This is a genomic window from Enterococcus sp. DIV1337a (assembly GCF_051712285.1).
Taxonomy (GTDB): Bacteria; Bacillota; Bacilli; order Lactobacillales; family Enterococcaceae; genus Enterococcus; species Enterococcus faecalis.
On the sequence record NZ_JBIOOP010000001.1, the window covers coordinates 1701890 to 1723420 of the forward strand.

The window sequence follows — 21531 nt, forward strand, 5'->3', positions numbered from 1 at the left end:
TCACTACACATTAGCGATCTTTTTTATTTTCTTCAGATTTCATGATAGATAATTCTTGCAATAATGTTTTGATGCGATTTTCGTGTTTTGAAATCAACACAGAATTTTTAATTTCCATAATTAAAAGGACAATCACCGCAGCTGATAATAAGAAGTTTGATGTTGTTTCAAACCCAACGGCCATTGCTAACCATTCTGCTACATGCGGGAAAATAGCAAAAATAATTAAGACAATTGAGATTAATAACCAAATCAAAGCATTTTTTAGGAGAAAAATATTTTTATTAATTCCTCGAATAATGTATAAGAAAAAGCCAATTGCAAATAAAAATAAAGCTAGCCATAACACGGTTGGTAGCATTAATCTCCCTCCTTCATAAAGGCAGCAATCAGAATTGCTGAGCCGACTTCCAGCATATACTTCACAGAAGCCAAGGCACGAATCGAAGAAACACCACCAAGCCGTTCCATCATATTGACAGGTCTTTCAACAATCACAAAGCGTTTTTTAATTAAGTGAACAATCGATTCTGGCTCAGGGTAATTTGTCGGGTAACGCTTTGCAAAAAAAGCAATCACTTTCCGATTTCCCGCTCGATAACCAGAAGTCACATCATAAATTGTTTTACCAGAAGCCATTCGAATACAAAAGGATAACAAACGAATGCCAAAACGACGCATTTTCGTACTTTGAAAAGCCGCTTCGTTTCCAGGAATGAAACGAGAGCCAATCGAAAAATCGCATTTATCCTCTGCTAATGGTTCCAGTAAAACAGGCAAACTATTGATATCATGTTGACCATCACCATCAAACTGAACCGCCACATCATACTCATTTTCTAAGGCATATTTATAGCCGGTCTGTACCGCTCCGCCAATACCTAAATTCAACACTAAATGAATGGCATTAATTTGGTTGGCTTCTAAAATTTGTTTGGTTCCATCTGTCGAGCCATCATTAATTACCACATAATCCAATTCATGTTGAAAATGCGTAACTTCCTGTTTAAATGTTTCAATGGAAGCAATCGTCCGCAAAATGTTTTCTTCCTCATTGTAAGCAGGAATGATTAAAAGTACCTTCATAAAGAGAAACACCTTTCCACTTTTTCTCTAACAAAACCCCTCACTTACACAAAGCAATTTATTGTTGAACATTTTCTAACATTTGTGCTAAGGCTTCTTGCCAAGTAGGAATTTTAAAGCCTAACGCTTCTGTTTTACTTAAATCCATGACAGAATATTGTGGTCTTTGCGCCTTTTGTGGAAATTGAGTTGAATCCACTGGCAGTACTTCCACTTCAGTATCTTTTAAAATTTCTTTAGCAAACTGATACCAGCTACAGCTGTTTTCATTAGACAAATGGTAAACACCAAATGGCGCTTTTTCTGCAATAACAAATGCCATAAATTCAGCTAACGTTCTTGTCCAAGTTGGACGGCCAAACTGATCGTCCACTACCGTTAGTTGGTCTCTTGTTTCCGCTAATTTTTGCATGGTAAAGACAAAGTTATGACCGTATTGGCCAAATACCCACGATGTTCGAATAATATAATAGTCGTCCAAGATTTCTTGTACCGCTTGTTCACCTAATAACTTCGTCCGACCATACTCATTTAAAGGGTTCGGTTGATCATCGGTCGCATAGACGCCTTCTTTTTTAGTTCCATCAAAAATATAATCTGTACTTACATAAACAAGCGTTGCCCCTACTGCTTTAGCAGCTTCTGCGACATGACGTGTGCCATCTACATTCACTTTTTCATCTAATTCCTTGCCTTCGTCTTCTGCTTTATCAACAGCTGTATAGGCAGCACAATGATAAATGACGCTTGGTTGAATTTCTTGCACTTTTGCCAACGTACTATCAGCATCAGTAATATCTAATTCTGTGGAATCAGTTGAGACATACTCAATTCCTTGTTCGTCTAATAGGTGACGTAATTCTGTACCCAATTGGCCATTTCCACCAGTAATTAAAATCATTTTTTTCGCTCCTTCTTGAAAAAAAGGCAGGGCAAAGTAGCTTTGTACTTTGCCATCGCCTTTCGACTTTTATCTCGCATGTCAGAAAATTTACTGACCATTTTGTGCATATTTCGCTTCAACAGCTTCTTTATCTGCACGCCACCAGTCTTCATTTTCTGTATACCACTTGATTGTTTCTGCCAAGCCTTCACGGAAATTCGTGAATTCTGGTTCCCAACCTAATTCTTCGCGTAATCTGGTTGAATCAATCGCATAACGTAAATCATGTCCTGCACGATCATTGACATGTTCATAGGCGTCAACAGGTTGTCCCATTAATTCTAAAATTAATTCCATCACTGTTTTATTGTCTTCTTCACCATCGGCTCCGATTAAATACGTTTCGCCAATTTGCCCTTTTGTTAAAATTGCCCAAACAGCCGAAGAATGGTCGTTTGTATGAATCCAGTCACGAACATTTTTGCCAGCACCATAAAGTTTTGGTGTAATACCACTTAAAACATTGGTAATTTGACGAGGAATAAATTTTTCAATATGTTGATATGGACCATAGTTATTTGAACAATTTGAAATTGTTGCTTGTAAGTTGAAAGAACGAACCCACGCTTTGACTAACAAGTCAGATCCTGCTTTTGTTGAAGAATAAGGACTTGAAGGATTGTAAGGCGTTTCGGCAGTGAATTTTTCCCCTTCGCCTTCTCCATGTCCTGGTAAATCTTCTCTTAAAGGTAAATCGCCATAAACTTCATCAGTCGATACATGGTGGTAACGAACATTGTTTTTACGGCAAGCTTCAATCAATGTGTACGTCCCAATCAGATTGGTTTGAACAAATGGGAATGGGTCGTTTAATGAGTTGTCGTTATGCGATTCAGCAGCATAGTGAACGACCGCATCTGTTTCAGCGACTAAACGATTAACTAATTCAGCATCAGCAATATCTCCTACGACTAATTCCACGCGATCACTCGGTAGACCTTCAAGATTTTTTTCATTTCCTGCATACGTTAACTTATCTAACACAGTTACATGAACTTCTGGATGATTCTTTACAACATAATGAACAAAATTTGAGCCGATAAAACCAGCTCCACCTGTTACGATGATTTTTTTCATAATTGAAACTCTCCTACTTTTTTCTTAAATTTCGCCATAGATAAACGGATTTTCCGCTTCAAATTCTTTTAAGGTTGGATGTTTTTGATCCTTTTCCGACGTAATCGCTTTTTCTGGCGCAATTGGCCAATCAATAGCTAACTCTGGATCGTTAAAAGCAATACCGCCGTCCGCTGCTGCATTGTAGTAATTATCACACTTGTACATAAAGTTCACGTTCGGTGTCAGGGTGACAAAGCCATGAGCAAAACCTTTTGGTACTAAAAGCTGACGGTGATTATGTTCTGATAAAATGTAGCCTTCCCATTGACCATAGGTTGGACTCCCTTTACGAATATCAACAATCACATCTAATACCGCACCAGTTACAACGCGAATTAGTTTTGTTTGCGCAGCTTCGCCTTTTTGAAAGTGCAACCCACGCAAGACACCCGCTTCTGTTGATAATGAATGATTATCTTGGACAAAGTCAAAGTCTAAACCATGTTCTGCAAATTTAGCTTTGGAATAACTTTCTGTAAAAAAGCCACGATGATCACCGAAAACATCCATTTCGATAATTTTGACATCTTGTAATTTTGTATCAATAACTTTCACGTTTCTTCGCTCCTATTCTGCTGCTAAACGTAGCAAGTATTGGCCGTAGCCATTTTTCTTCAATGGTTGTGCCAATTCTACCAATTGTTCTTTTGTAATATAGCCCATTCGATAAGCAATTTCTTCCAAACAAGCGACTTTTAAATTTTGACGTTTTTCAATTGTTTCAATAAATGTTGACGCTTCTAACAAGGATTCGTGTGTGCCTGTATCTAACCAAGCAAAGCCACGGCCCATGACCTCAACAGAAAGTTTATTTTTTTCAAGGTAGACTTTATTAACGTCTGTTATTTCTAATTCCCCACGTTCTGACGGTTTGATCCCTTTCGCAATTTCAACCACTTCATTGTCGTAAAAATACAAACCTGTCACTGCGTAATTTGACTTCGGTTGTGCTGGTTTTTCTTCAATAGAAAGTGCCCGCATCTCTTCATCAAATTCTACCACGCCGAAACGCTCTGGATCATTTACATGGTAACCAAAGACTGTTGCCCCTGACTCTTTAGAAGCCGCTCGTTGCAACATTTTTGATAAGCCGCCACCATAATAAATATTGTCCCCTAAAACTAAGCAGACACTATCATCACCAATGAAATCTTCACCAATAATAAATGCTTGCGCCAAACCATCTGGGCTTTCTTGCACCGCGTATTCGATATGAATGCCTAAATCATGGCCATCGCCGAATAAACTTTCAAAACGTGGTGTATCTTCTGGTGTAGAGATAATCAAAATTTCATTAATTCCCGCCAACATTAACGTTGACATTGGGTAATAAATCATTGGTTTGTCGTAAATTGGCATTAATTGTTTTGATGTTGCTTTTGTTAACGGATATAAGCGTGTCCCGCTTCCGCCTGCTAAAATAATTCCTTTCATGAACAATCTCCTTAAATACTTCTATTTTTAGTTTCTATAAAACCAAATATCCTTCCCTATTATCGCATTATGCATAGGGTTTGTCATGTTTTTTACGTAAATTTTACAAATCTGTAAAAGTTTAGCGCTGTTCCTTTAAACGCTGATGTAAAGCTTTTAATAAATTCACACGCCAATTTAATTTTTGGCGGAAACTTGTTTTGGTAATAATGGGGCTGACGTTCGCTCCATGTCTTCGGTAAAGCACTAATGGTTCTTTAATGAGACCCGTTTGCTTCTTCCGTGCAGCTAATAAGCCAATCCACATATCATGCATCGGAACTTCTGGCGGAATGGGTAAAATGACGTTTTTCATCTCTTGACGAAAGGCCATACCTGCCCCAATATAGCCACTTTTTATTGCATTTCGCCAAAACCCTGGTTTGACTTTTCGAAACTTAAAATAAGAGGGATTGGTAACTTGTAAATCCGCATCAACAATTTTCAAGTCACTAATAACCACTTGAATGTCAGGGTGCGTTTCAAAATATTCTGTCACCATCGTTACTTTATTTGGCAACCAAACATCATCTTGATCTGCTAAAAATATTACTTCGCCTTTCGTATGCGTAAGCGCAAATGCAAAATTAGCAATTACTCCTTGCCCTGGGCCTTGTAACAATTGAATTTGGGGATAATTCGCTGCATACGTCCTCAAAATTTCCAACGTATGATCAGTAGAACCATCATCTGAAATAATTAGTTCATCTTCTTCACTGACTTGTAAAAGAATACTATCTAATTGTTCCGCGAGATATTTTTCTCCATTATATGTCGCAATACAAACTGAGATCATAGATTATCCTTTCATTAACTTGAGAAATTCTGCCAATGTTTGCCGCCAAATTTGGCGATTTTTGACAGTTAAAAATTGCTTACTACTGCGTAAAAATAAATGGCGTCGATGATGGGAAAACTTTTCTTGGTCATATCGACGATAAAATAACGTTTCTGCTTCAATAATAGAGCGATAACGTTGAGGACTCATTGTACGATAATCTAAAACAGACAATTCTTGTTTTAGGTGGATTGGTAAGACTTCAATCTTTTTATTGGCTTGATTCAATTGATAAAAGAACCAATGATCTAAATAGTCCAAAGGAAATTCTTCCGAAAATTCTTCCAACCAGCGCAGCGTTTCTGCCGTAATAACTGTTCCAGAATTGATAGCCATCAACGGTTGGTTGGCTATCCCTGCTGTTGGCTTTTCTCCTTTAAGGCCAACATATTGATCACTATATATTGGCGAAATTTGTTGTCCATTTGCTTCTACAATTGGAACATAGACTGCCACAGTCGGATCTAACGGCATGATAATCAACGTATCAAAATAAGAGGCTGGCACTTCTGTGTCTTGGTCAAGGAGCAACAATAATTCACATTGATTCGCTTGACTAAAAGCAATCGCTTCATTATAAGCGGTCGCTAGACCTGGATTATCAGGATTATGGCGATAAGTAACATTTTGTTGTAAAAATAATGCATCTTCTTGAGGAAGTGGGCTGTTGTCATAAATAAATAAGTGCAATTCGGGATGATTTACCACTGCTTTTAATAACAAATAATTCGGCGTATCAGCCATTTTCATTTGATATAAAACGATGACTACCGCTAGTCTTTGACTCATTAAAAGAACCTCCAGCCCCATTTGTTGAAAAATTTCCCCATAGATTGCATAAAGATTTTAAACAATTTCCGACTTTTATGGGCGCCCTTTTCATACATGTGAACAACCGTTTCAAAAGGCGTATAGAGAATCCGATAGCCCGCTTTGCCAAAACGTAAACATAAATCGTTGTCTTCAAAGTACATGAAGAAACGTTCATCGAACCCACCAATTCCAACGAATTTTTCACGATCAATCAACATAAAACAGCCTGAGCCCATTTTAATATCCGTTGTTTCTGTATCCGACAAATCGCGACATTCATAAATGCTTAAACGTTTATCAAAAATCTTCTTTACAAATTGAAAGGGAATAAAGCGTAACATATAATCGAAAACATCTAATTTTTGACGAACTAAATATTGCGTCGTGCCATCTTCATTTAACACTTTGGGGCTAACGACTGCAATGTTCTTATCTATTTTGATACGGTCTAATAGACGATCAAGCACTTCTTTAGTAACCAAAACATCTGGATTAAAAATAATTGCATACTTTGTCGAAGCATTGAATAACACTTGATTATGACCATGACCAAACCCTTGATTTTCTTCAGCGCGATGGATAGTAATAAATGGTTCATATGTTGTTAGTTTTTCAAGATACGCTGTTTCAGAATGATTGTCATAGATATGAATATCATAGATACTGTCAGTCCCTAGTTCGGCTTTTAATTGGTCTAGTACATTAAAAATGTAACGACTATTATAAGTGACAATCGAGATTGTTACCATTTCTTGCATGCTCATTTCTCCTTACTACTGAAACATCGTCTTAAAAAAAAAGCATATGTTTCACACATATACTTTTTTAAGTTTAATGGAATTATATCATAGGTTTACGCTCTCGCAAAGCAACCTAAAGATTTCTTTACTTTCTCTTAGAATGCTTGCCAAGCCGCTTTTTCATTTGCTCCTGACGATATTCACGATTCCCTAAAATCCGTAACAAATACATCAACGGTTGATGCCCTTCGCCAACTAGACCGATTAGTTCAATAAATAATTCTAGTCCAATTAAACAAAAGACAATTAATAAAATTGATGCTACTGTACTTGAGTAGCTGAACAATAAGGAAACAAAAGAAAAAACTAACGCTAATGCATAAATAGTCATGACCGCCCCTTTATGGGTAAAACCTAAAGATAACAAGCGATGGTGCAAATGCATTTTATCTGCTGAGGAAATGGGCTTCTTGTTCAATAGCCGTCGAATAATTGCATAAACCGTATCCGTAATTGGCACACCTAAAATCACCATTGGCGTAATTACCGTAATAAACGTGGCATTTTTTAAGCCTTGTAATGACATTACTGCAATCATAAATCCGAGGAATAACGCCCCAGTATCTCCTAGAAATATTTTAGCCGGATAAAAATTGTATGGGAAAAATCCCGCAATGCTCGCAACTAAAATAAAAATAACAATTGGAATATAGACCGTTTTAGCATGTAGGAAAAAATACCCTGTAATACCAATCGTGGTTAATCCAATAATGGATACGCCTGATGCTAAACCATCCAAACCATCAATTAAATTTACTGCATTCGTAATCGCTAAAATCCACAATAAAGTTAGTGGTAAGCTAAACCAGCTTAAATCAATCATCCCAACAATTGGCAACGTCACAAAATCGATTCTAATTCCAGCAACAAAATAAATAACTAATGCTGCTAACAAAATACCGATTGTTTTTTTCGTTGGAGTAATCTCTTTGATATCATCAATGAGGCCTGTCAAAACAACCATTCCACCAGCCAAAATAATTGGCCAAATATAATCTTGTGGGATAATTGAACGAAAAATCAATAAACATGAACTAGCAAAAGCAATATAGATTGCAAGTCCTCCTGCTGTAGGCATATTTTTGGTATTGATTCGTCGCTCTCCTGGTGCATCATAGGCGCCAATCCGAAACGCTAGAAGCTTAACAAGTGGTGTTAATAGCAAAGATAAGATAAATGTCATAAATAAACGTATCAAAACTTCATAAATAAATAGTGACATAGTCGAACCCACTTTCTTCTCGTTCAGGGTATATTATACCGTAAACTGAAGCATTTACAAGCTGAAACATGTGTTCTGGCAACGGTTTAGACTTTTCTAAAGAAATCCATTTATTTTTTCTTTTTAAACCACCTAAACAAGCGTTGTTCAAAACTTGGTTGTTTTTTTTCTTTATCTCCAGATAAGTATTCATCGACGACAGCGTTGACAATTGCTCCTAAAATAATAATCGTAGCAGCAAAATTCAGCCATAACATTAAGATGATAAAACTCCCGATGATTTGATAACTTGCGATTCTAGAACTAAAATATTTTACGTACAAACCAAAAATTTGTGATAATAGCATCCAACCGACTGTCGAAAAAATAGCCCCTGGCAAGATGGAACGTAACGACAATTTTCGATTAGGAACGACCGCATAAATCAAACACATAATTACTAATAAAACAACGGTCGTTAATGGCCATTTTAATGCTTGGAAAGTATCAATCACAGACGTTGAGTAATGGAAAATTGGTTGCAGTAATTCAATAATGTACTGACCCAAACCTAAAATTACCACTACACCGACAATCGCCACCATGAATAATAAAATAACTAAAAATGAGACCACTCTTACGAGAATAAAGTTTTTCCTTTGTTCGACACCAAAGGCTTTATTCATCGCGTTTTGTAGTGCATTAATACTTTGGCTGGCACTCCAAAATGCCGCTAAAGCGGAAACAGAAAGTAAACCACCTGAACGCTGAGTCAACAGCGAACGAATCGCTGGCTCTAAGTTCTTGTAAACATCTTTGGGAATGGCCTCCGCAATATAAGGTAACACAGAATTAGGGTCAATTCTTAAATAAGGTAAAACATTACCTACCGCAATCAGTAATGGAAACAGCGAAAGTAATAAATAATAGGCAACAACCACTGAGCTGTTGCCTATTTCGGCTGTGACCATGTGACTTTGCGTTGTCTCAATAAAACGCATCAAAGATTGATTCTTTTTGATGTTGTCGAGAAAATTCATCACACACGCTCCTTATTAATAAGTCAATTCTTCGCCTTGTGACGTTAAGATTCTTGGACCTTCTTTCGTAATCGCTAATGAATGTTCATATTGACAACTTAGACCACCATCTTCAGTATAAGCAGTCCAACCATTTGGGTCCATTTTCATACGCCAAGTTCCTGTGTTAACCATTGGCTCAATGGTAATAACCATTCCTTCTTTTAAACGTAGTCCTTTACCTGCTTCACCATAGTGAGGGATCATTGGACTTTCATGGATAGTTGGGCCAATGCCATGGCCTACAAAGTCGCGCACAACCCCGTAGCCTTTCCCTTCTACATACGTTTGAATTGCATGACCAATGTCGCCAATTCTATTTCCTACTTGTGCTTGTTCAATCCCAAGATATAGCGCTTTTTTGGTTACTTCCATCAAACGGTCAATTTCAGGTGTTGATTCACCTACGACATAAGACCAACATGAATCAGAGATTGCACCTTTTAAGTCGACACACATATCTACTTTGATTAGGTCGCCATCTTTTAATACTTTTTTACGAGGAAATCCGTGACAGATTTCGTCGTTGATACTACAACAAGTAGCATATTTGTAACCTTCATAGCCAATTTGAGCCGCCACGCCACCATGACTTTCAATAAAGTCTCTCACAAATACTTCAATATCCCAGCTTGTAATGCCAGGTTTAATAAACGTCCGTAAATGACGGTGAACATCCGCTAATAATTCCCCTGATTCATCCATCATTTCAATTTCTCGTGGTGATTTTAATGTAATCATACTATCTCTCCTAAACTTGTTTCATTCAAATTATTTTATCACATTTTTTGCAAAAAAGATTGTTCAAACACCAATTTTCAAAAAGTCCCGTAATAAAAGCACTCGCTAGTCTTTTATAAGAAATACGCATCTGCTATAATAAGTGACAGAATTGTATGAGGGGGAAGAAAGTTTATGACGTTAGCAAAAATTGTGTATGCAAGCATGACTGGGAATACAGAAGAAATTGCCGACATTGTTGCAGAAGCATTTGAAGATTTAGAATTAGAGGTCGAAATTGATGAGTGTACGCAAGTCGATGCCACTGATTTTGAAGATGCCGATATCTGTGTAGTGGCTACATATACGTACGGTGATGGCGATTTACCTGATGAAATTGTCGATTTCTATGAAGACTTACAAGAGATTGATTTATCAGGAAAAATCTTCGGCGTTTGTGGTTCCGGAGACACGTTTTATGATGATTTTTGTAAATCTGTGGACGACTTCGAAGCAGTCTTTACTCAAATTGGGGCAAAAAAAGGCGCCGACAGCGTTAAAGTTGATTTAGCCGCTGAAGAAGACGACATCCAACGTTTAGAAGAATTTGCGAAAAAATTAGCAACGGCCGCAGAATAACTACGTTGAAATAAATCAAAAACACCAGAGAAAAATGGAAATAACCATTTTTTCTCTGGTGTTTTGATATTCCTAATTTAAAAATAAAATACTGTAATTTAAAGCTGCCGCAAAAGTAACCCATAGAATATAAGGAATCATCAACCAACCACGCGTTATTAATTTATAACGCAAGTAGTCCCACTGTTGAACTATTAATAATAGCCATAACAAAGAGATATCAATCACAGATACTAAATTATTTTGTAAAGAGAAAAAGAAAAATGTCCAGAAAAAGTTCGCAATAAATTGTAAAATAAAGAGCGTAATCATCCGTTTTTTCTGTTGTTTATTTGGATGAATTAAGATGAAATAAAAAGTAATGCCCATAAAAATATACAATACCAACCACATCGGTCCAAATAACCAGCCTGGCGGAGCAAAGCTTGGTAATCTCAACGCTTGATAATATTCTCTCGCATTTACTGAAAATAAGCCCGACAAGAGTCCTAGCCCAGTAATTCCTACAATACTTATCCATAAACGCTTATCTTTTAATATGTTCATATTTTTTCTCCTTTCTATTTCTCCTCTTTACTGTAGCATGGTTGCGAATAATCTACCATTAATACACTTAACAAAAAAGACCGTTCTTTTAAGAAACAGCCTTTTGTTGTAACCTCACAGAAGTTATCAGCATGAGGTTACACTTTTTTTAATTTTTATAAATCAATATCAATTGGTTCATCTCGTTCAAGAATTGCTTCAATACTATCTTTCATTAAATGAATGATTTGTTCTTCTGAAGGATGGATAATTCCAGAAGTCATCAATGCAGCCACACCAGTTGCGACCACCCATGTTCCCATGTGTAAAGAGTCAATTTGAACATCGTTTAAATTAGCATACTCAGGATCAGCTTTTACCGCTTCAGTAAAATAGTGATAAGAGAATTCTTGCATTTTTTTGCCGCCACCATATTCTTCTAAATAAAGCGCACGGTATAACTTACTTTCACTTGTCGCAAAATGAATATAGTTTAAAGCCAAATCAACAATTGTATTCCCGGTATGTTTTACTGGAAATACTTCTTTCGCTAAGTATTTATGAATTTTTTGGAATAAAGCATCGCGTAAATCATCCATGTTTTTAAATTCCAAATAAATCGGTTGGGTGGAACATTTCATTTTATTAGCAATATTACGTGCAGTGAACTTCGAAAATCCTTCAGTGGCGACTACTTCATAGGCAGCTGTTAAAATCTGCTCTTTCGTAATGGTTTTTTTTCTTGCCATAATTCCCTATCCCCTTTATTCATTCATATACAACGCTTCCAAATAAATGCTTATGGTTATTGTAACACGATTTTTCTATTATGCAAAATTAGAACAACTCTTTGTACAAAAGTTCACTGAGCGGGAGCACGACAACTTTTACCCCGACTTAAAATAACAGTTGATAAAGGCGTTATTTCGTTGAGTTACCTGCTCTTCCGTGTTATGATATGAGCAGTCATTACCCATCAAAATGAAGGAGGAATCACGAATGACCTTAGAGAATTTTAATGAAAATCTAAAGAAATATGCACGTTTAATTGCTGAAACGGGTGTCAATGTTCAGGACAATCATACGGTTGTTTTACAAATCAGTGTCGATCAAGCGCCCCTTGCCCGCTTAATTACGGAAGAAGCTTATCGCTTAGGCGCTGCCGAAGTAATTGTTCAATGGAGCGACGAAACCATTCAACGTGAATTTTTAGCTCATGCTGCAACTGATCGTATTGAAAATGTTCCTCAATATAAAATTGATCAAACCGACGATTGGATTGCTAAAGGCGCAAGCCGAATTAGCGTGGTTTCTTCTAATCCTGATGCATTAGCTGGCGTGGATGCACAACGTGTAGCTACTTTCCAAGCGGCTAATGGGAAAGCATTCGTCAACCTACGAAAAGCAACACAAGCCAACAAAGTAAGTTGGACTGTTGTAGCTGCTGCTAGTGAAGGCTGGGCAGCTAAAGTCTTTCCAGAATTAGCAACAAGTGAAGAACAAGTCGATGCACTTTGGAATGAAATTTTCAAAACAACACGAATTTACGAAGAAAACCCAGTCATTGCTTGGGATATTCATGATAAAAAATTACAAGAAAAAGCGGCTGAATTAAACGAACAACAATTTACTGCTTTACACTACACAGCTCCTGGGACAGATTTAACGATTGGCTTACCTAAAAACCATTTATGGGAAGGCGCTGGTAGTTATAACGCACGTGGGGAAGAATTCATGGCTAATATGCCAACAGAAGAAGTTTTCACTGCCCCAGATAGTCGCCGCGTTGATGGCTATGTCTCTAGTACAAAACCACTAAGTTATGCTGGCACAATCATTTCGGGAATGAAATTTACATTTAAAGATGGCAAAGTTGTTGACTTCTCAGCTGAACAAGGCGAAGAAGCATTGAAAAATCTATTAGCTATTGATGAAGGTGCCAAACACTTAGGAGAAGTTGCTTTAGTGCCAGATCCTTCACCAATTTCACAATCCGGTTTGATTTTTTATAATACATTGTTTGATGAAAATGCCTCTAATCATTTAGCCTTTGGTTCCGCCTATGCGTTCAACTTACAAGGCGGCACTGAGATGAGCGAAGAAGAATTAGCTGAAGCTGGTTTAAATCGTAGCCAAACACACGTGGACTTTATGGTAGGATCTGACAAAATGAATATTGATGGTATCAAAGAAGACGGGACGATTGTTCCAGTTTTCAGAAATGGCGATTGGGCATAAATTTAAAAAGAAGCAAGCCGTAAAAAATAACGGCTTGCTTCTTTTTATTTCAAATAAAAAAAGGCTTCTCAGCCTTGATACGTTCCTTATTCAATCAGACACATGGCGGCACTTGCTTAGTGCTGCTTCCTTCCGGATCTGACACAATTCACTAGCCCGCCATTGTCCTAGCCTTTCGGCAAAACCTAGTATAACGTATTTTTATTCTTTTGACTAGTCTTTCTTTTGATTTTTTAAAAGTTTCTCTTCTTTTTTCTTTGCCCGTAACTTTTTAAAGAACTGAACTAATAATAAGCGACACTCTTCTTCTAAAACTCCTGCTTCGACATAGGCCACATGATTGAAGCGTTCATCTTCTAATAAATTCATCAATGTGCCAGCAGTGCCTGCTTTAGGATCGGTTGCGCCATAATAGACTTCTGGAATTCGTGCTAAAAGCATCGCCCCACTACACATTGGACAAGGCTCTAAAGTTACAAATAATTGGGTTTCTTCTAGACGCCAATTTTCTATCCCGCGACACGCTTCTTGGATTGCATACATTTCTGCATGTGCCGTTGCTTCTTGACGTGCTTCTCTCAGATTATGCCCGCGACCAATAATTTCCCCTTGCTGAACAATTACAGCTCCAATAGGCACCTCAGCCAAACCTTCTGCTTTTTTCGCTTCTGCAATGGCTTCTCGCATAAAAAATTCTTTTTCTTCTTGTGTTAACGTTGTTTCTTTTTTTCCCAATTAATTTCCACCTTTCGGCTTTTTCCCACTAAACTTCTGTCTTGCTTCATGGTACAATAAATCAGTGAGGTGTGTCTATGATTATTGAAAATTTATCTCAGCTTTATCCCAAAGGCTATTTATCAAAAACAATTGGTTCCGAAGCCACCTATTCAATTCCTGTTGACGACCAATTTTTCATTGTGAATAAAGCTTTTTTAAGTATTAAAGAACAGCATTTGTTGGAAGCGCTTTTTCCTGTTTCTGAAAATCCAACAATAACTGGTAACCACCCTTGGTTCAGTTACTTATTTCAACAAGCAAAATTACCTGTCGAAGGGACCTTTCGTATGTTGCAAATTCAAACGAATGTCACAAAAGAATTACAAGCTGAATGGCAATTTAATTTAACGAAGATGTTTCCAGATACAGTTGATTGTTTCAGTCCAAGCAATAATATGTATATTTTAGTTGAAGAACAGTCAAAAAATACCTTTCAACAAGAAGAAATTCAAGGAATCTTTTTAACATTAGATACAGACTTTGATTGCGCTAGTGCTGTCTTTGTTGGTAATTTTTATTCCTCTGAAGATATTCTTCGCCGTTGTTTCCATGAAGAACAACGTATTTTTTCAGAAGAACTTAATCCCTATAGTCGAACGACTGTTTTTAGTTTAACTGATGTCGCCCTCCACTATTTTACCAAAGAAGCTATGAGCCAAAATGTACTTGTTGATCATTATCGTCGTTTATTAAATAAAGATACCGATATTCAGCCGATCATCAGCGCTTTGTGGAAAAATCAAGGCAATATCAGCTCCACTGCAAAAGATTTATTTATGCATCGAAATACTTTACACTATCGGTTGGAAAAGTTTTTTGAACAAACTGGCTTATCTTTAAAAAAAATGGATGATTTAATCTTTTGTTATTTGTTATTAAGAAAGTAGCACGTCCATTTTTCTACTGTATGTTTTTTATTCCCAATTAGAAAGTAGGCGTTCCAATGAAAATTACCGCATATGTCGCTAGTGCATTTAGTAAAAACCACGAAGGTGGCAACAAAGCAGGCGTTGTTTTTATAACACAGCCATTAACGAGAACCCAAAAAATGGCCATCGCCAAAGAACTAGGATTTGCGGAAACTGCTTTTGTTTCAGACTCAAAGATTGCTGATTTTCGCCTTGAATATTTTACACCAAAAGAAGAAGTCGACTTATGTGGCCACGCGACAATTGGTGCTTTCACCATCATGAAGCACTTAAATAGATTATTGCAAACAGAATATACAATCGAAACCAACAGCGGTTTGCTCGCAATCACGGCGAACAATGAACAACTATTTATGGAACAAACTGTCCCAACTTTTTATGATACGCTCACTTTAGAAGAATTGAGCGGCTGCTTTGATTTAAACGCAGTGACAACAGCTTTTCCTATCCAGATTGTGTCAACGGGACTAAAAGATATTTTGGTTCCCATTAAAAATGCGCAATCATTACACGATTTACAACCAAACTTTGAAAAAATTAAGTTACTTAGCCAAAAGTATGGAGTTATTGGGATGCATCTTTTTGCTTTGTCTGAGGAAAATATTAATTGTAGAAATTTTGCGCCCCTTTATGACATTGATGAAGAAGCCGCTACTGGTACATCAAATGGCGCGTTAGCTTGTTATCTTCACCATCACCATATTTTGCAAAAATCAAATTATACCTTTGCCCAAGGTGATAACTTAAACGCTCCTTCAGAAGTCTTAGTGCGTTTGAACACTACACCCCAAAAGACAATTGATCAAGTTCTAGTTGGTGGTAGAGGCTATTATGTCGAAACAAAAGAATTATTTTTATAAAAAAAAGATGGCCTAGGCCATCTTTTTTACTTCATTGCATCTTCAATAAATGTGAAAAAACGTTCTTTTAAAGAATCTGTATTGTCTTTAACTTTTTCGCCATATTCAGCTAATTTTGAACCGCCATCTTTCACACGATCGACAACATTTAAAACAGAATCTAATTCATCATCGGATAAATCATCGACAATCGATAATAATTTTTGGTTTCCATCAAATTTATCGTCTACAAACTTTTTAACTTTATAACGATTGGAAACATGAGATACCTTCTTAATAATTTTTTCAGAAGCGATGACTGCAACAGAGACACTTGCAACTGCAGCAATGCTTAAACCGATACCAATTTTTGTTGATGCTTTCATTTCCTTCAGCTCCTCTGTTATTTTCTACTTTAATCATAACATATTATTACTTTTATGCGTAATAGAAAGACCTTTGCTAGCACTTAGTCCCGTCGGTTGTTGCCACCAAATAAAATAACCAAACGTAAAAGTTGTAAAAAGGTCGAAAGCGCTGCTGCTACGTAGGTAAGTGCAGCTGCAAAAAGAACTTTTCTGGCCATTGGGACTTCTTCTTCAGTTAATAAACCACCTTCAGAAAGAATACTTAACGCACGTCTCGACGCATTAAACTCCACCGGTAAAGTCACCAATTGAAAAATCAAGGCTAATGAAAAAGCCAAAATTCCAATATTGATTAACGTTTGATTCCAACTAAATAAAACACCAATCAAAATTAGTGGAAAGGAAATGGTTGAACCGATGTTGGCAACTGGAACAATGGCTGCACGAAGACGTAAAGGCACATAGTTCGTATGATCTTGTACCGCATGTCCACATTCATGAGCTGCCACGCCAATAGCCGCGACCGATGTCGATTGAGCAGTTGCTTCAGATAAACTCAACATTTTGTTTCCAGAATTATAATTGTCAGTTAGATCGCCAGCGATTTGCTGAACTCCGACATCATTAATTTGTTCTTTTTGTAAAATATACTGTGCTGCCTGCGTGCCTGTAACATGTTTACTACTTCGTACTTGATCATATTTACGAAAGGTACTGTTAACATATGCGGAGGCCGCACCAGAAATCGCAATTCCGATAATTACCAATATATAGGTTGGATCGATTCCAAAATAAAAGGGCATCATTGTCCTCTACCTCCATCTTTTTTTCTTTATTGTAGCATGATAGTGAAAAAAAGGGAGCGACAAACGTTGTCTTTTGTTTAAAAAAATGATGAATTTTTCAAGAAAGTACCAAAACTAACAAAAGTGTCACTCAATTAACGGAAAAAAATATGGCAAATTTCCTAAAAAAAAGGCATACTATTCCTTGAGGTGAGGAAAATGAAAACATTACTAAAAATATTAATCCCCTTAGTCATTTTAGCCGGTGGTAGCTGGGGCGTTTATAATTACTATTACGGCGGAGAAGCCTATTATACACAAATCACAACATCTGGTGAAAAGAAAGATGAAAAATCGGCTACTAGTGAACCGATGACCATGTATTATTATCAACAACCCGCGTTTAATAAAAATGGCGAAGAAAAGACCATAGAATTAAACGAATATCGTGATCAACCGTTGCGTATGAAAGCCTATCTAAAATTGAAAGTTAATCCCCGTAAAGGCGTGATCAGTTGGAATGAAGTGACAGAAAAAGAAGTCCCAGAAAAAGCGTTAGAAAAATTAAAATAAAAAAACCGTTGGCAATCGACCAACGGTTTTTTCTTTATAATTGATTACTAATTTTTTCAATATTTTTTAGCATAATGGACACTGTGCCATCTGGATTATTAACGAATTCAATTAAATCGCCATTGCGGTAAACATCTAATGGAACAATTAATTCAATACCGTTATCCATTTTTAACTTTTGTTTGCCAAATTTCTTTTCAGAAATTTCCCGAGATTCTCTGACTGGCGGTGTTTTATCGACAAACTTCGACTCATTCACTTCTTCTTGATAAGCTAATTTAGCTGATACATTTTCTTTAAACACTTGCTCAGCAATCTGCTCATTGTCAATCGTTCCCGTTTCCTCAATGCTATCATACACCGCTTCTTTTACAGAAGCCATTAGTTCAAACTCATCTTCGTTAAATTTCTTTCCAATGCGTTTGACTGCTTTTTTAATTTCTTTGATATTTTCTTCCATTGATGGTGCTGCTTGCGTTTCTATCACTTTTTCAGAGAAATACCAGATTTTTTCTCCTGAAAATTCATATCTTTTCTCTAGTAATTCAAACGCTAATGTATCTAAGTCAACCGTTATTCCTTCATCTGGTTTTTGTGATTTTGAAGACAAAATTGCTCGGTTGATAATCAATTTGTTATAAACGGACTCTTCTTCATAATCGACGTAATGTGTGTAACTTTCTTTATAATTTAATTTAATCATTGCGACATGTAATACCGTATCTAATTCATATAAAATGAACAAGATATCGGCGCTAGGCGCATCTTCGCTTCCTGAATAAACATCATACCAATGTTGGGTAACTTCTTGGCTTTTCTTTACAAAATCACTAGGAGTCCCACGTAACGTATCAACAAAGGAACTATTTTCCGCCAATGTTCCAGTCTTTGTTTGTGCAGTCGAAAGTTTTGAAATTTTTGCAGTTAAATACGTTCGAATGTATTCAGTGGTTAAATCTAATTCCTTTTCAGAAAAAACAGGTGTCCCAGTTTCTCGATCAATAATGTGTAAAATTGCTTTTTTTAAATAAATATCCATTTTTATGCTCTCCTTTTCTCAACCTTTTTAGTCTAACTGAAAGAGAGAAAAAAGCCAATAGTTTCTATAAAAAGAAGAAGAATTCGTAGACATTTGTCTACGAATTCTCCTTCACTCCCAAAAGCGCTTATCCTTCTTCGCTATATAACATACCTGTTGCTTCATCAACTGGATCGACTTTATTAAAGATGCCTTTCTTTCTGAAAATATAAGTTAAGCCCATTGGTACGATAATGGCAATCACCATTGCGCCTAAAAACGGCAAGTAATATTGTGGGACAATGGATAAAATTCCTGGTAAACCACCGACGCCGATACTTGTCGCACGAACGCCCATTAAAGTGGCAAACATACCTGCCATTGCCGAACCAATCATGCCTGCAATAAACGGATAAACATATTTTAAGTTGATTCCAAACATCGCTGGTTCAGTCACACCTAGGTAACAAGAAATCATCGCTGGAATCGAAACTTGTTCTTCTTTTTTGTTTCCACGATGCATAAAGATAACCGCTAAAACCGCTGAACCTTGTGCAATATTTGATAGAGCAATCATTGGCCATAAGTTGGTTGACTGAAAGTCAGCAATCAACTGTAAATCAATAGCATTACTCATATGATGCAACCCGGTGATGACTAATGGTGCGTACATAAAGCCAAAGACAGCACCAAATAACCAATTAAATGTTGACGTTAATCCTGCATTTACGATATCAGAAACCCAACTACCAATCGTCCAACCAATTGGTCCTAAAATGACATGTGCAGCCAACACTGTTGGCACTAAAGCAAACAATGGTACAAAAATCATTGAAATTGCTTGAGGAATCACTTTTCTAAAGAAAATTTCAAGATAGGCAAGCAAGAAGCCGGCTAACATAGCAGGGATAACTTGCGCTTGATAACCAATCATGTTAACTTGAGCAAACCCAAAATCCCAGAAAGGAATTTCTGCTGCTTTAGTCGTCGCAACTGAATAAGCATTCAAAAGTTGTGGTGAGACTAATGTAATCCCTAGGACAATCCCCAAGATTTGTGTGGTCCCCATTTTCTTCGTAATACTCCACGTAATCCCAACTGGCAAGAAGTGGAAAATTGCTTCGCCAATTAACCATAAGAATGAATTGACTCCATTCCAAAATTGAGAAACTTCCACGATTGTTTGACCATCAAGAAAACCAAATGGAACCCCTTCCAAAATATTGCGGAACCCTAAAATCAATCCCCCGATAACAAGTGCAGGAATTAATGGTGTAAAAATCTCAGCTAAAACAGAAACAACTCGTTGAACAGGACTCAAATTATCTTTGGCAGCTGCTTTCCCTTCTTCTTTTGAAACCCCTTCTAAACCGGAAATTGCAGAAAAATCATTATAAAATTGTGGGACTTCATTCCCAATAATTACTTGAAACTGTCCAGCATTTGTAAAGGTTCCTTTTACAGAAGGAATATCTTCAATCACAGGTACATCCGCTTTTTTTGGATCTTTTAATACAAAACGCATTCGAGTTGCACAATGAGAAACAGCTGAAATATTTTCTTTGCCTCCTACTGCTTTCAACAACTGTTGTGCATCGCTTTGAAACTTACCCATTTTACATTCTCCTCTCAAACTTGTATATACAATTAAGTTGTATATACATCATACTTTATTATTCTTTTTTTGGCAAGCGCTTTCTTCCGAAAAAGTAATTTTATTTTTTACAAGTCCCTTGCCTTTTTTTAAAGAGTCAAACAGAACGCTTTTTTAGCTGCTTTTTTATTGCTATACTACAGAGGAAAAAACGAAAAGGAGTACGAAAATGTTTTTTAAAGAAATTCATCACGTGGCAATTAATGCCTCAAATTATCAAGCAACTAAAAATTTTTATGTCGAAAAGTTGGGCTTTGAAATTCTTCGCGAAAATCATCGTCCCGAAAAAAACGATATTAAATTAGATTTAAAATTAGGTAGCCATGAATTGGAAATTTTCATTTCTGATCAATTTCCAGCTCGTCCCTCTTATCCTGAAGCTTTAGGATTGCGTCATTTAGCTTTTAAAGTTGAACATATTGAAGAAGTGATTGCTTTTTTAAATGAACAAGGAATTGAAACAGAACCGCTACGAGTAGATGATTTTACGGGTGAAAAAATGACCTTCTTTTTTGATCCAGATGGGCTACCTTTAGAACTTCATGAATAACTACTTTAAATGTTAGGAGAAATTTTTATGACTGAAAGACTTACTTTAGAAGGCACAACCATAATTTATCAAACCACTATGACGATACAAACTTCACCTGAACATTTATGGACTTTTTTTACCGAAACAGAAAACATCATTAAATGGTTTCCTGAACTTCAAGTTGTTCAAAACGAAAGACCTACTGCTTGGCGCTTTGTAATCGATGATTTTGAAGAATTATTGCCATTTATCACTTTTAAACCAATGAAACAATTAAATGTAACTTGGGATACGGGAAATATTCAATTTATTTTGAAAAAAAAGGATACTCAGGAAACAGAATTAGCCTTTCGTGACTATTTGCCTGACAGCTTTACTACTGAACGTTTTCGAGATATTGCTGGTTGGTTCATTGTTTTACAACGATTAAAACAAGCAATTGAATCTCCCGAGAAAGACTTTATCGAACCTGATTTCTCCTCCATTGAACAACGATATTTAGAAAAAGTAACTGAATTATTACGAATTCAATAAAAAAACTCGAGCAATGCTAGATCGATATTCTAACATTGCTCGCATTTT

26 protein-coding genes and 1 other RNA gene are annotated in these 21531 nt (G+C 36.6%); 7 read left to right on the forward strand and 20 right to left on the reverse strand.

What is annotated here, in order from left to right:
- Nucleotides 1-10 precede the first annotated feature (10 nt).
- The 12 genes from IGL49_RS08135 to map all read right to left on the reverse strand — a co-directional run bounded on the left by IGL49_RS08135 (nucleotide 11) and on the right by map (nucleotide 10093).
- Nucleotides 11-361, reverse strand: coding sequence for a DUF2304 domain-containing protein (locus IGL49_RS08135; protein WP_104853728.1), 351 nt, complete (start codon nucleotides 359-361; stop codon nucleotides 11-13).
- The gene (locus tag IGL49_RS08140) at nucleotides 361-1086 is read right to left on the reverse strand and encodes a glycosyltransferase family 2 protein (RefSeq protein ID WP_002369094.1); all 726 of its coding nucleotides are present in this window, start codon (nucleotides 1084-1086) and stop codon (nucleotides 361-363) included. Before IGL49_RS08140 ends, IGL49_RS08135 begins: the two co-directional genes overlap by 1 nt.
- 58 nt (nucleotides 1087-1144) lie before the next feature.
- The gene (rfbD, locus tag IGL49_RS08145) at nucleotides 1145-1987 is read right to left on the reverse strand and encodes a dTDP-4-dehydrorhamnose reductase (RefSeq protein WP_104853727.1); all 843 of its coding nucleotides are present in this window, start codon (nucleotides 1985-1987) and stop codon (nucleotides 1145-1147) included.
- 90 nt (nucleotides 1988-2077) lie between these two features.
- Nucleotides 2078-3106: a dTDP-glucose 4,6-dehydratase gene (gene rfbB, locus IGL49_RS08150; RefSeq protein ID WP_002359895.1), complete on the reverse strand. Its 1029-nt coding sequence runs from the start codon at nucleotides 3104-3106 to the stop codon at nucleotides 2078-2080.
- A gap of 24 nt (nucleotides 3107-3130) precedes the next feature.
- Nucleotides 3131-3703, reverse strand: a complete 573-nt coding sequence (gene rfbC / locus IGL49_RS08155) for a dTDP-4-dehydrorhamnose 3,5-epimerase (protein ID WP_104853726.1) — start codon at nucleotides 3701-3703, stop codon at nucleotides 3131-3133.
- Nucleotides 3704-3715: 12 nt separating this feature from the next.
- Complete coding sequence (rfbA, locus tag IGL49_RS08160; protein ID WP_104853725.1) at nucleotides 3716-4582, reverse strand: glucose-1-phosphate thymidylyltransferase RfbA; 867 nt, start codon at nucleotides 4580-4582, stop codon at nucleotides 3716-3718.
- A 121-nt stretch (nucleotides 4583-4703) separates the two neighbouring features.
- Nucleotides 4704-5417 (reverse strand): glycosyltransferase family 2 protein, encoded by a 714-nt coding sequence (locus IGL49_RS08165; RefSeq protein WP_104853724.1) that lies wholly within the window; start codon nucleotides 5415-5417, stop codon nucleotides 4704-4706.
- A 3-nt stretch (nucleotides 5418-5420) separates the two neighbouring features.
- A complete protein-coding gene (locus IGL49_RS08170; protein ID WP_104853723.1) occupies nucleotides 5421-6248 on the reverse strand; it encodes a glycosyltransferase in 828 nt (275 codons plus the stop codon).
- Nucleotides 6248-7036, reverse strand: coding sequence for a glycosyltransferase family 2 protein (locus IGL49_RS08175; RefSeq protein ID WP_104853722.1), 789 nt, complete (start codon nucleotides 7034-7036; stop codon nucleotides 6248-6250). Before IGL49_RS08175 ends, IGL49_RS08170 begins: the two co-directional genes overlap by 1 nt.
- Before the next feature lie 121 nt (nucleotides 7037-7157).
- Nucleotides 7158-8294, reverse strand: a complete 1137-nt coding sequence (locus IGL49_RS08180; protein ID WP_104853721.1) for an MraY family glycosyltransferase — start codon at nucleotides 8292-8294, stop codon at nucleotides 7158-7160.
- A 110-nt stretch (nucleotides 8295-8404) separates the two neighbouring features.
- The gene (locus IGL49_RS08185) at nucleotides 8405-9313 is read right to left on the reverse strand and encodes a YihY/virulence factor BrkB family protein (RefSeq protein ID WP_104858225.1); all 909 of its coding nucleotides are present in this window, start codon (nucleotides 9311-9313) and stop codon (nucleotides 8405-8407) included.
- A 15-nt stretch (nucleotides 9314-9328) separates the two neighbouring features.
- On the reverse strand, nucleotides 9329-10093 hold the full coding sequence (map, locus tag IGL49_RS08190) for a type I methionyl aminopeptidase (protein WP_104853719.1): 765 nt from the start codon (nucleotides 10091-10093) through the stop codon (nucleotides 9329-9331).
- Between the two features lie 174 nt (nucleotides 10094-10267).
- Here map and IGL49_RS08195 point away from each other — a divergent pair, with 174 nt between their 5' ends.
- The gene (locus tag IGL49_RS08195; RefSeq protein ID WP_104853718.1) at nucleotides 10268-10711 is read left to right on the forward strand and encodes a flavodoxin; all 444 of its coding nucleotides are present in this window, start codon (nucleotides 10268-10270) and stop codon (nucleotides 10709-10711) included.
- A gap of 72 nt (nucleotides 10712-10783) precedes the next feature.
- Here the strand turns inward: IGL49_RS08195 and IGL49_RS08200 are convergent, their stop codons facing one another.
- Complete coding sequence (locus IGL49_RS08200; RefSeq protein WP_104853717.1) at nucleotides 10784-11257, reverse strand: TspO/MBR family protein; 474 nt, start codon at nucleotides 11255-11257, stop codon at nucleotides 10784-10786.
- A gap of 155 nt (nucleotides 11258-11412) precedes the next feature.
- Nucleotides 11413-11985, reverse strand: coding sequence for a TetR/AcrR family transcriptional regulator (locus IGL49_RS08205; RefSeq protein WP_002356883.1), 573 nt, complete (start codon nucleotides 11983-11985; stop codon nucleotides 11413-11415).
- A 250-nt stretch (nucleotides 11986-12235) separates the two neighbouring features.
- Between IGL49_RS08205 and IGL49_RS08210 the strand changes: the two genes are divergently transcribed.
- Nucleotides 12236-13474 carry an aminopeptidase gene (locus tag IGL49_RS08210; RefSeq protein ID WP_104858737.1) on the forward strand — a complete coding sequence of 413 codons (1239 nt, stop codon included), beginning with the start codon at nucleotides 12236-12238 and terminating at the stop codon, nucleotides 13472-13474.
- Nucleotides 13475-13561: 87 nt separating this feature from the next.
- Here the strand turns inward: IGL49_RS08210 and ffs are convergent.
- Nucleotides 13562-13648: signal recognition particle sRNA small type (gene ffs / locus IGL49_RS08215), an RNA gene on the reverse strand.
- Between the two features lie 39 nt (nucleotides 13649-13687).
- Nucleotides 13688-14209 (reverse strand): tRNA adenosine(34) deaminase TadA, encoded by a 522-nt coding sequence (gene tadA, locus IGL49_RS08220; protein WP_104853715.1) that lies wholly within the window; start codon nucleotides 14207-14209, stop codon nucleotides 13688-13690.
- A 77-nt stretch (nucleotides 14210-14286) separates the two neighbouring features.
- Between tadA and IGL49_RS08225 the strand changes: the two genes are divergently transcribed.
- Nucleotides 14287-15138, forward strand: coding sequence for a PucR family transcriptional regulator (locus tag IGL49_RS08225; protein WP_104853714.1), 852 nt, complete (start codon nucleotides 14287-14289; stop codon nucleotides 15136-15138).
- 56 nt (nucleotides 15139-15194) lie between these two features.
- Nucleotides 15195-16040 carry a PhzF family phenazine biosynthesis protein gene (locus tag IGL49_RS08230; RefSeq protein WP_104853713.1) on the forward strand — a complete coding sequence of 282 codons (846 nt, stop codon included), beginning with the start codon at nucleotides 15195-15197 and terminating at the stop codon, nucleotides 16038-16040.
- A gap of 26 nt (nucleotides 16041-16066) precedes the next feature.
- Here IGL49_RS08230 and IGL49_RS08235 read toward each other — a convergent pair whose 3' ends face one another.
- Nucleotides 16067-16405, reverse strand: coding sequence for a hypothetical protein (locus IGL49_RS08235; protein WP_002356871.1), 339 nt, complete (start codon nucleotides 16403-16405; stop codon nucleotides 16067-16069).
- Between the two features lie 83 nt (nucleotides 16406-16488).
- Entirely contained in the window at nucleotides 16489-17193 is a 705-nt protein-coding gene (locus tag IGL49_RS08240) for a zinc metallopeptidase (RefSeq protein ID WP_002384290.1), read from the reverse strand.
- 198 nt (nucleotides 17194-17391) lie between these two features.
- Between IGL49_RS08240 and IGL49_RS08245 the strand changes: the two genes are divergently transcribed.
- On the forward strand, nucleotides 17392-17745 hold the full coding sequence (locus IGL49_RS08245; RefSeq protein ID WP_104853712.1) for a YxeA family protein: 354 nt from the start codon (nucleotides 17392-17394) through the stop codon (nucleotides 17743-17745).
- A 34-nt stretch (nucleotides 17746-17779) separates the two neighbouring features.
- Here IGL49_RS08245 and IGL49_RS08250 read toward each other — a convergent pair whose 3' ends face one another.
- Together IGL49_RS08250 and treP are read right to left on the reverse strand one after the other, a co-directional pair.
- The gene (locus IGL49_RS08250; protein WP_104853711.1) at nucleotides 17780-18784 is read right to left on the reverse strand and encodes a nucleoid-associated protein; all 1005 of its coding nucleotides are present in this window, start codon (nucleotides 18782-18784) and stop codon (nucleotides 17780-17782) included.
- A 127-nt stretch (nucleotides 18785-18911) separates the two neighbouring features.
- Nucleotides 18912-20378 carry a PTS system trehalose-specific EIIBC component gene (gene treP / locus IGL49_RS08255; protein WP_104853710.1) on the reverse strand — a complete coding sequence of 489 codons (1467 nt, stop codon included), beginning with the start codon at nucleotides 20376-20378 and terminating at the stop codon, nucleotides 18912-18914.
- Between the two features lie 208 nt (nucleotides 20379-20586).
- Between treP and gloA2 the strand changes: the two genes are divergently transcribed.
- Together gloA2 and IGL49_RS08265 are read left to right on the forward strand one after the other, a co-directional pair.
- Nucleotides 20587-20967 carry an SMU1112c/YaeR family gloxylase I-like metalloprotein gene (gloA2, locus tag IGL49_RS08260; RefSeq protein WP_104853709.1) on the forward strand — a complete coding sequence of 127 codons (381 nt, stop codon included), beginning with the start codon at nucleotides 20587-20589 and terminating at the stop codon, nucleotides 20965-20967.
- Between the two features lie 27 nt (nucleotides 20968-20994).
- On the forward strand, nucleotides 20995-21483 hold the full coding sequence (locus IGL49_RS08265; RefSeq protein WP_104853708.1) for a hypothetical protein: 489 nt from the start codon (nucleotides 20995-20997) through the stop codon (nucleotides 21481-21483).
- Nucleotides 21484-21531: the final 48 nt, after the last annotated feature.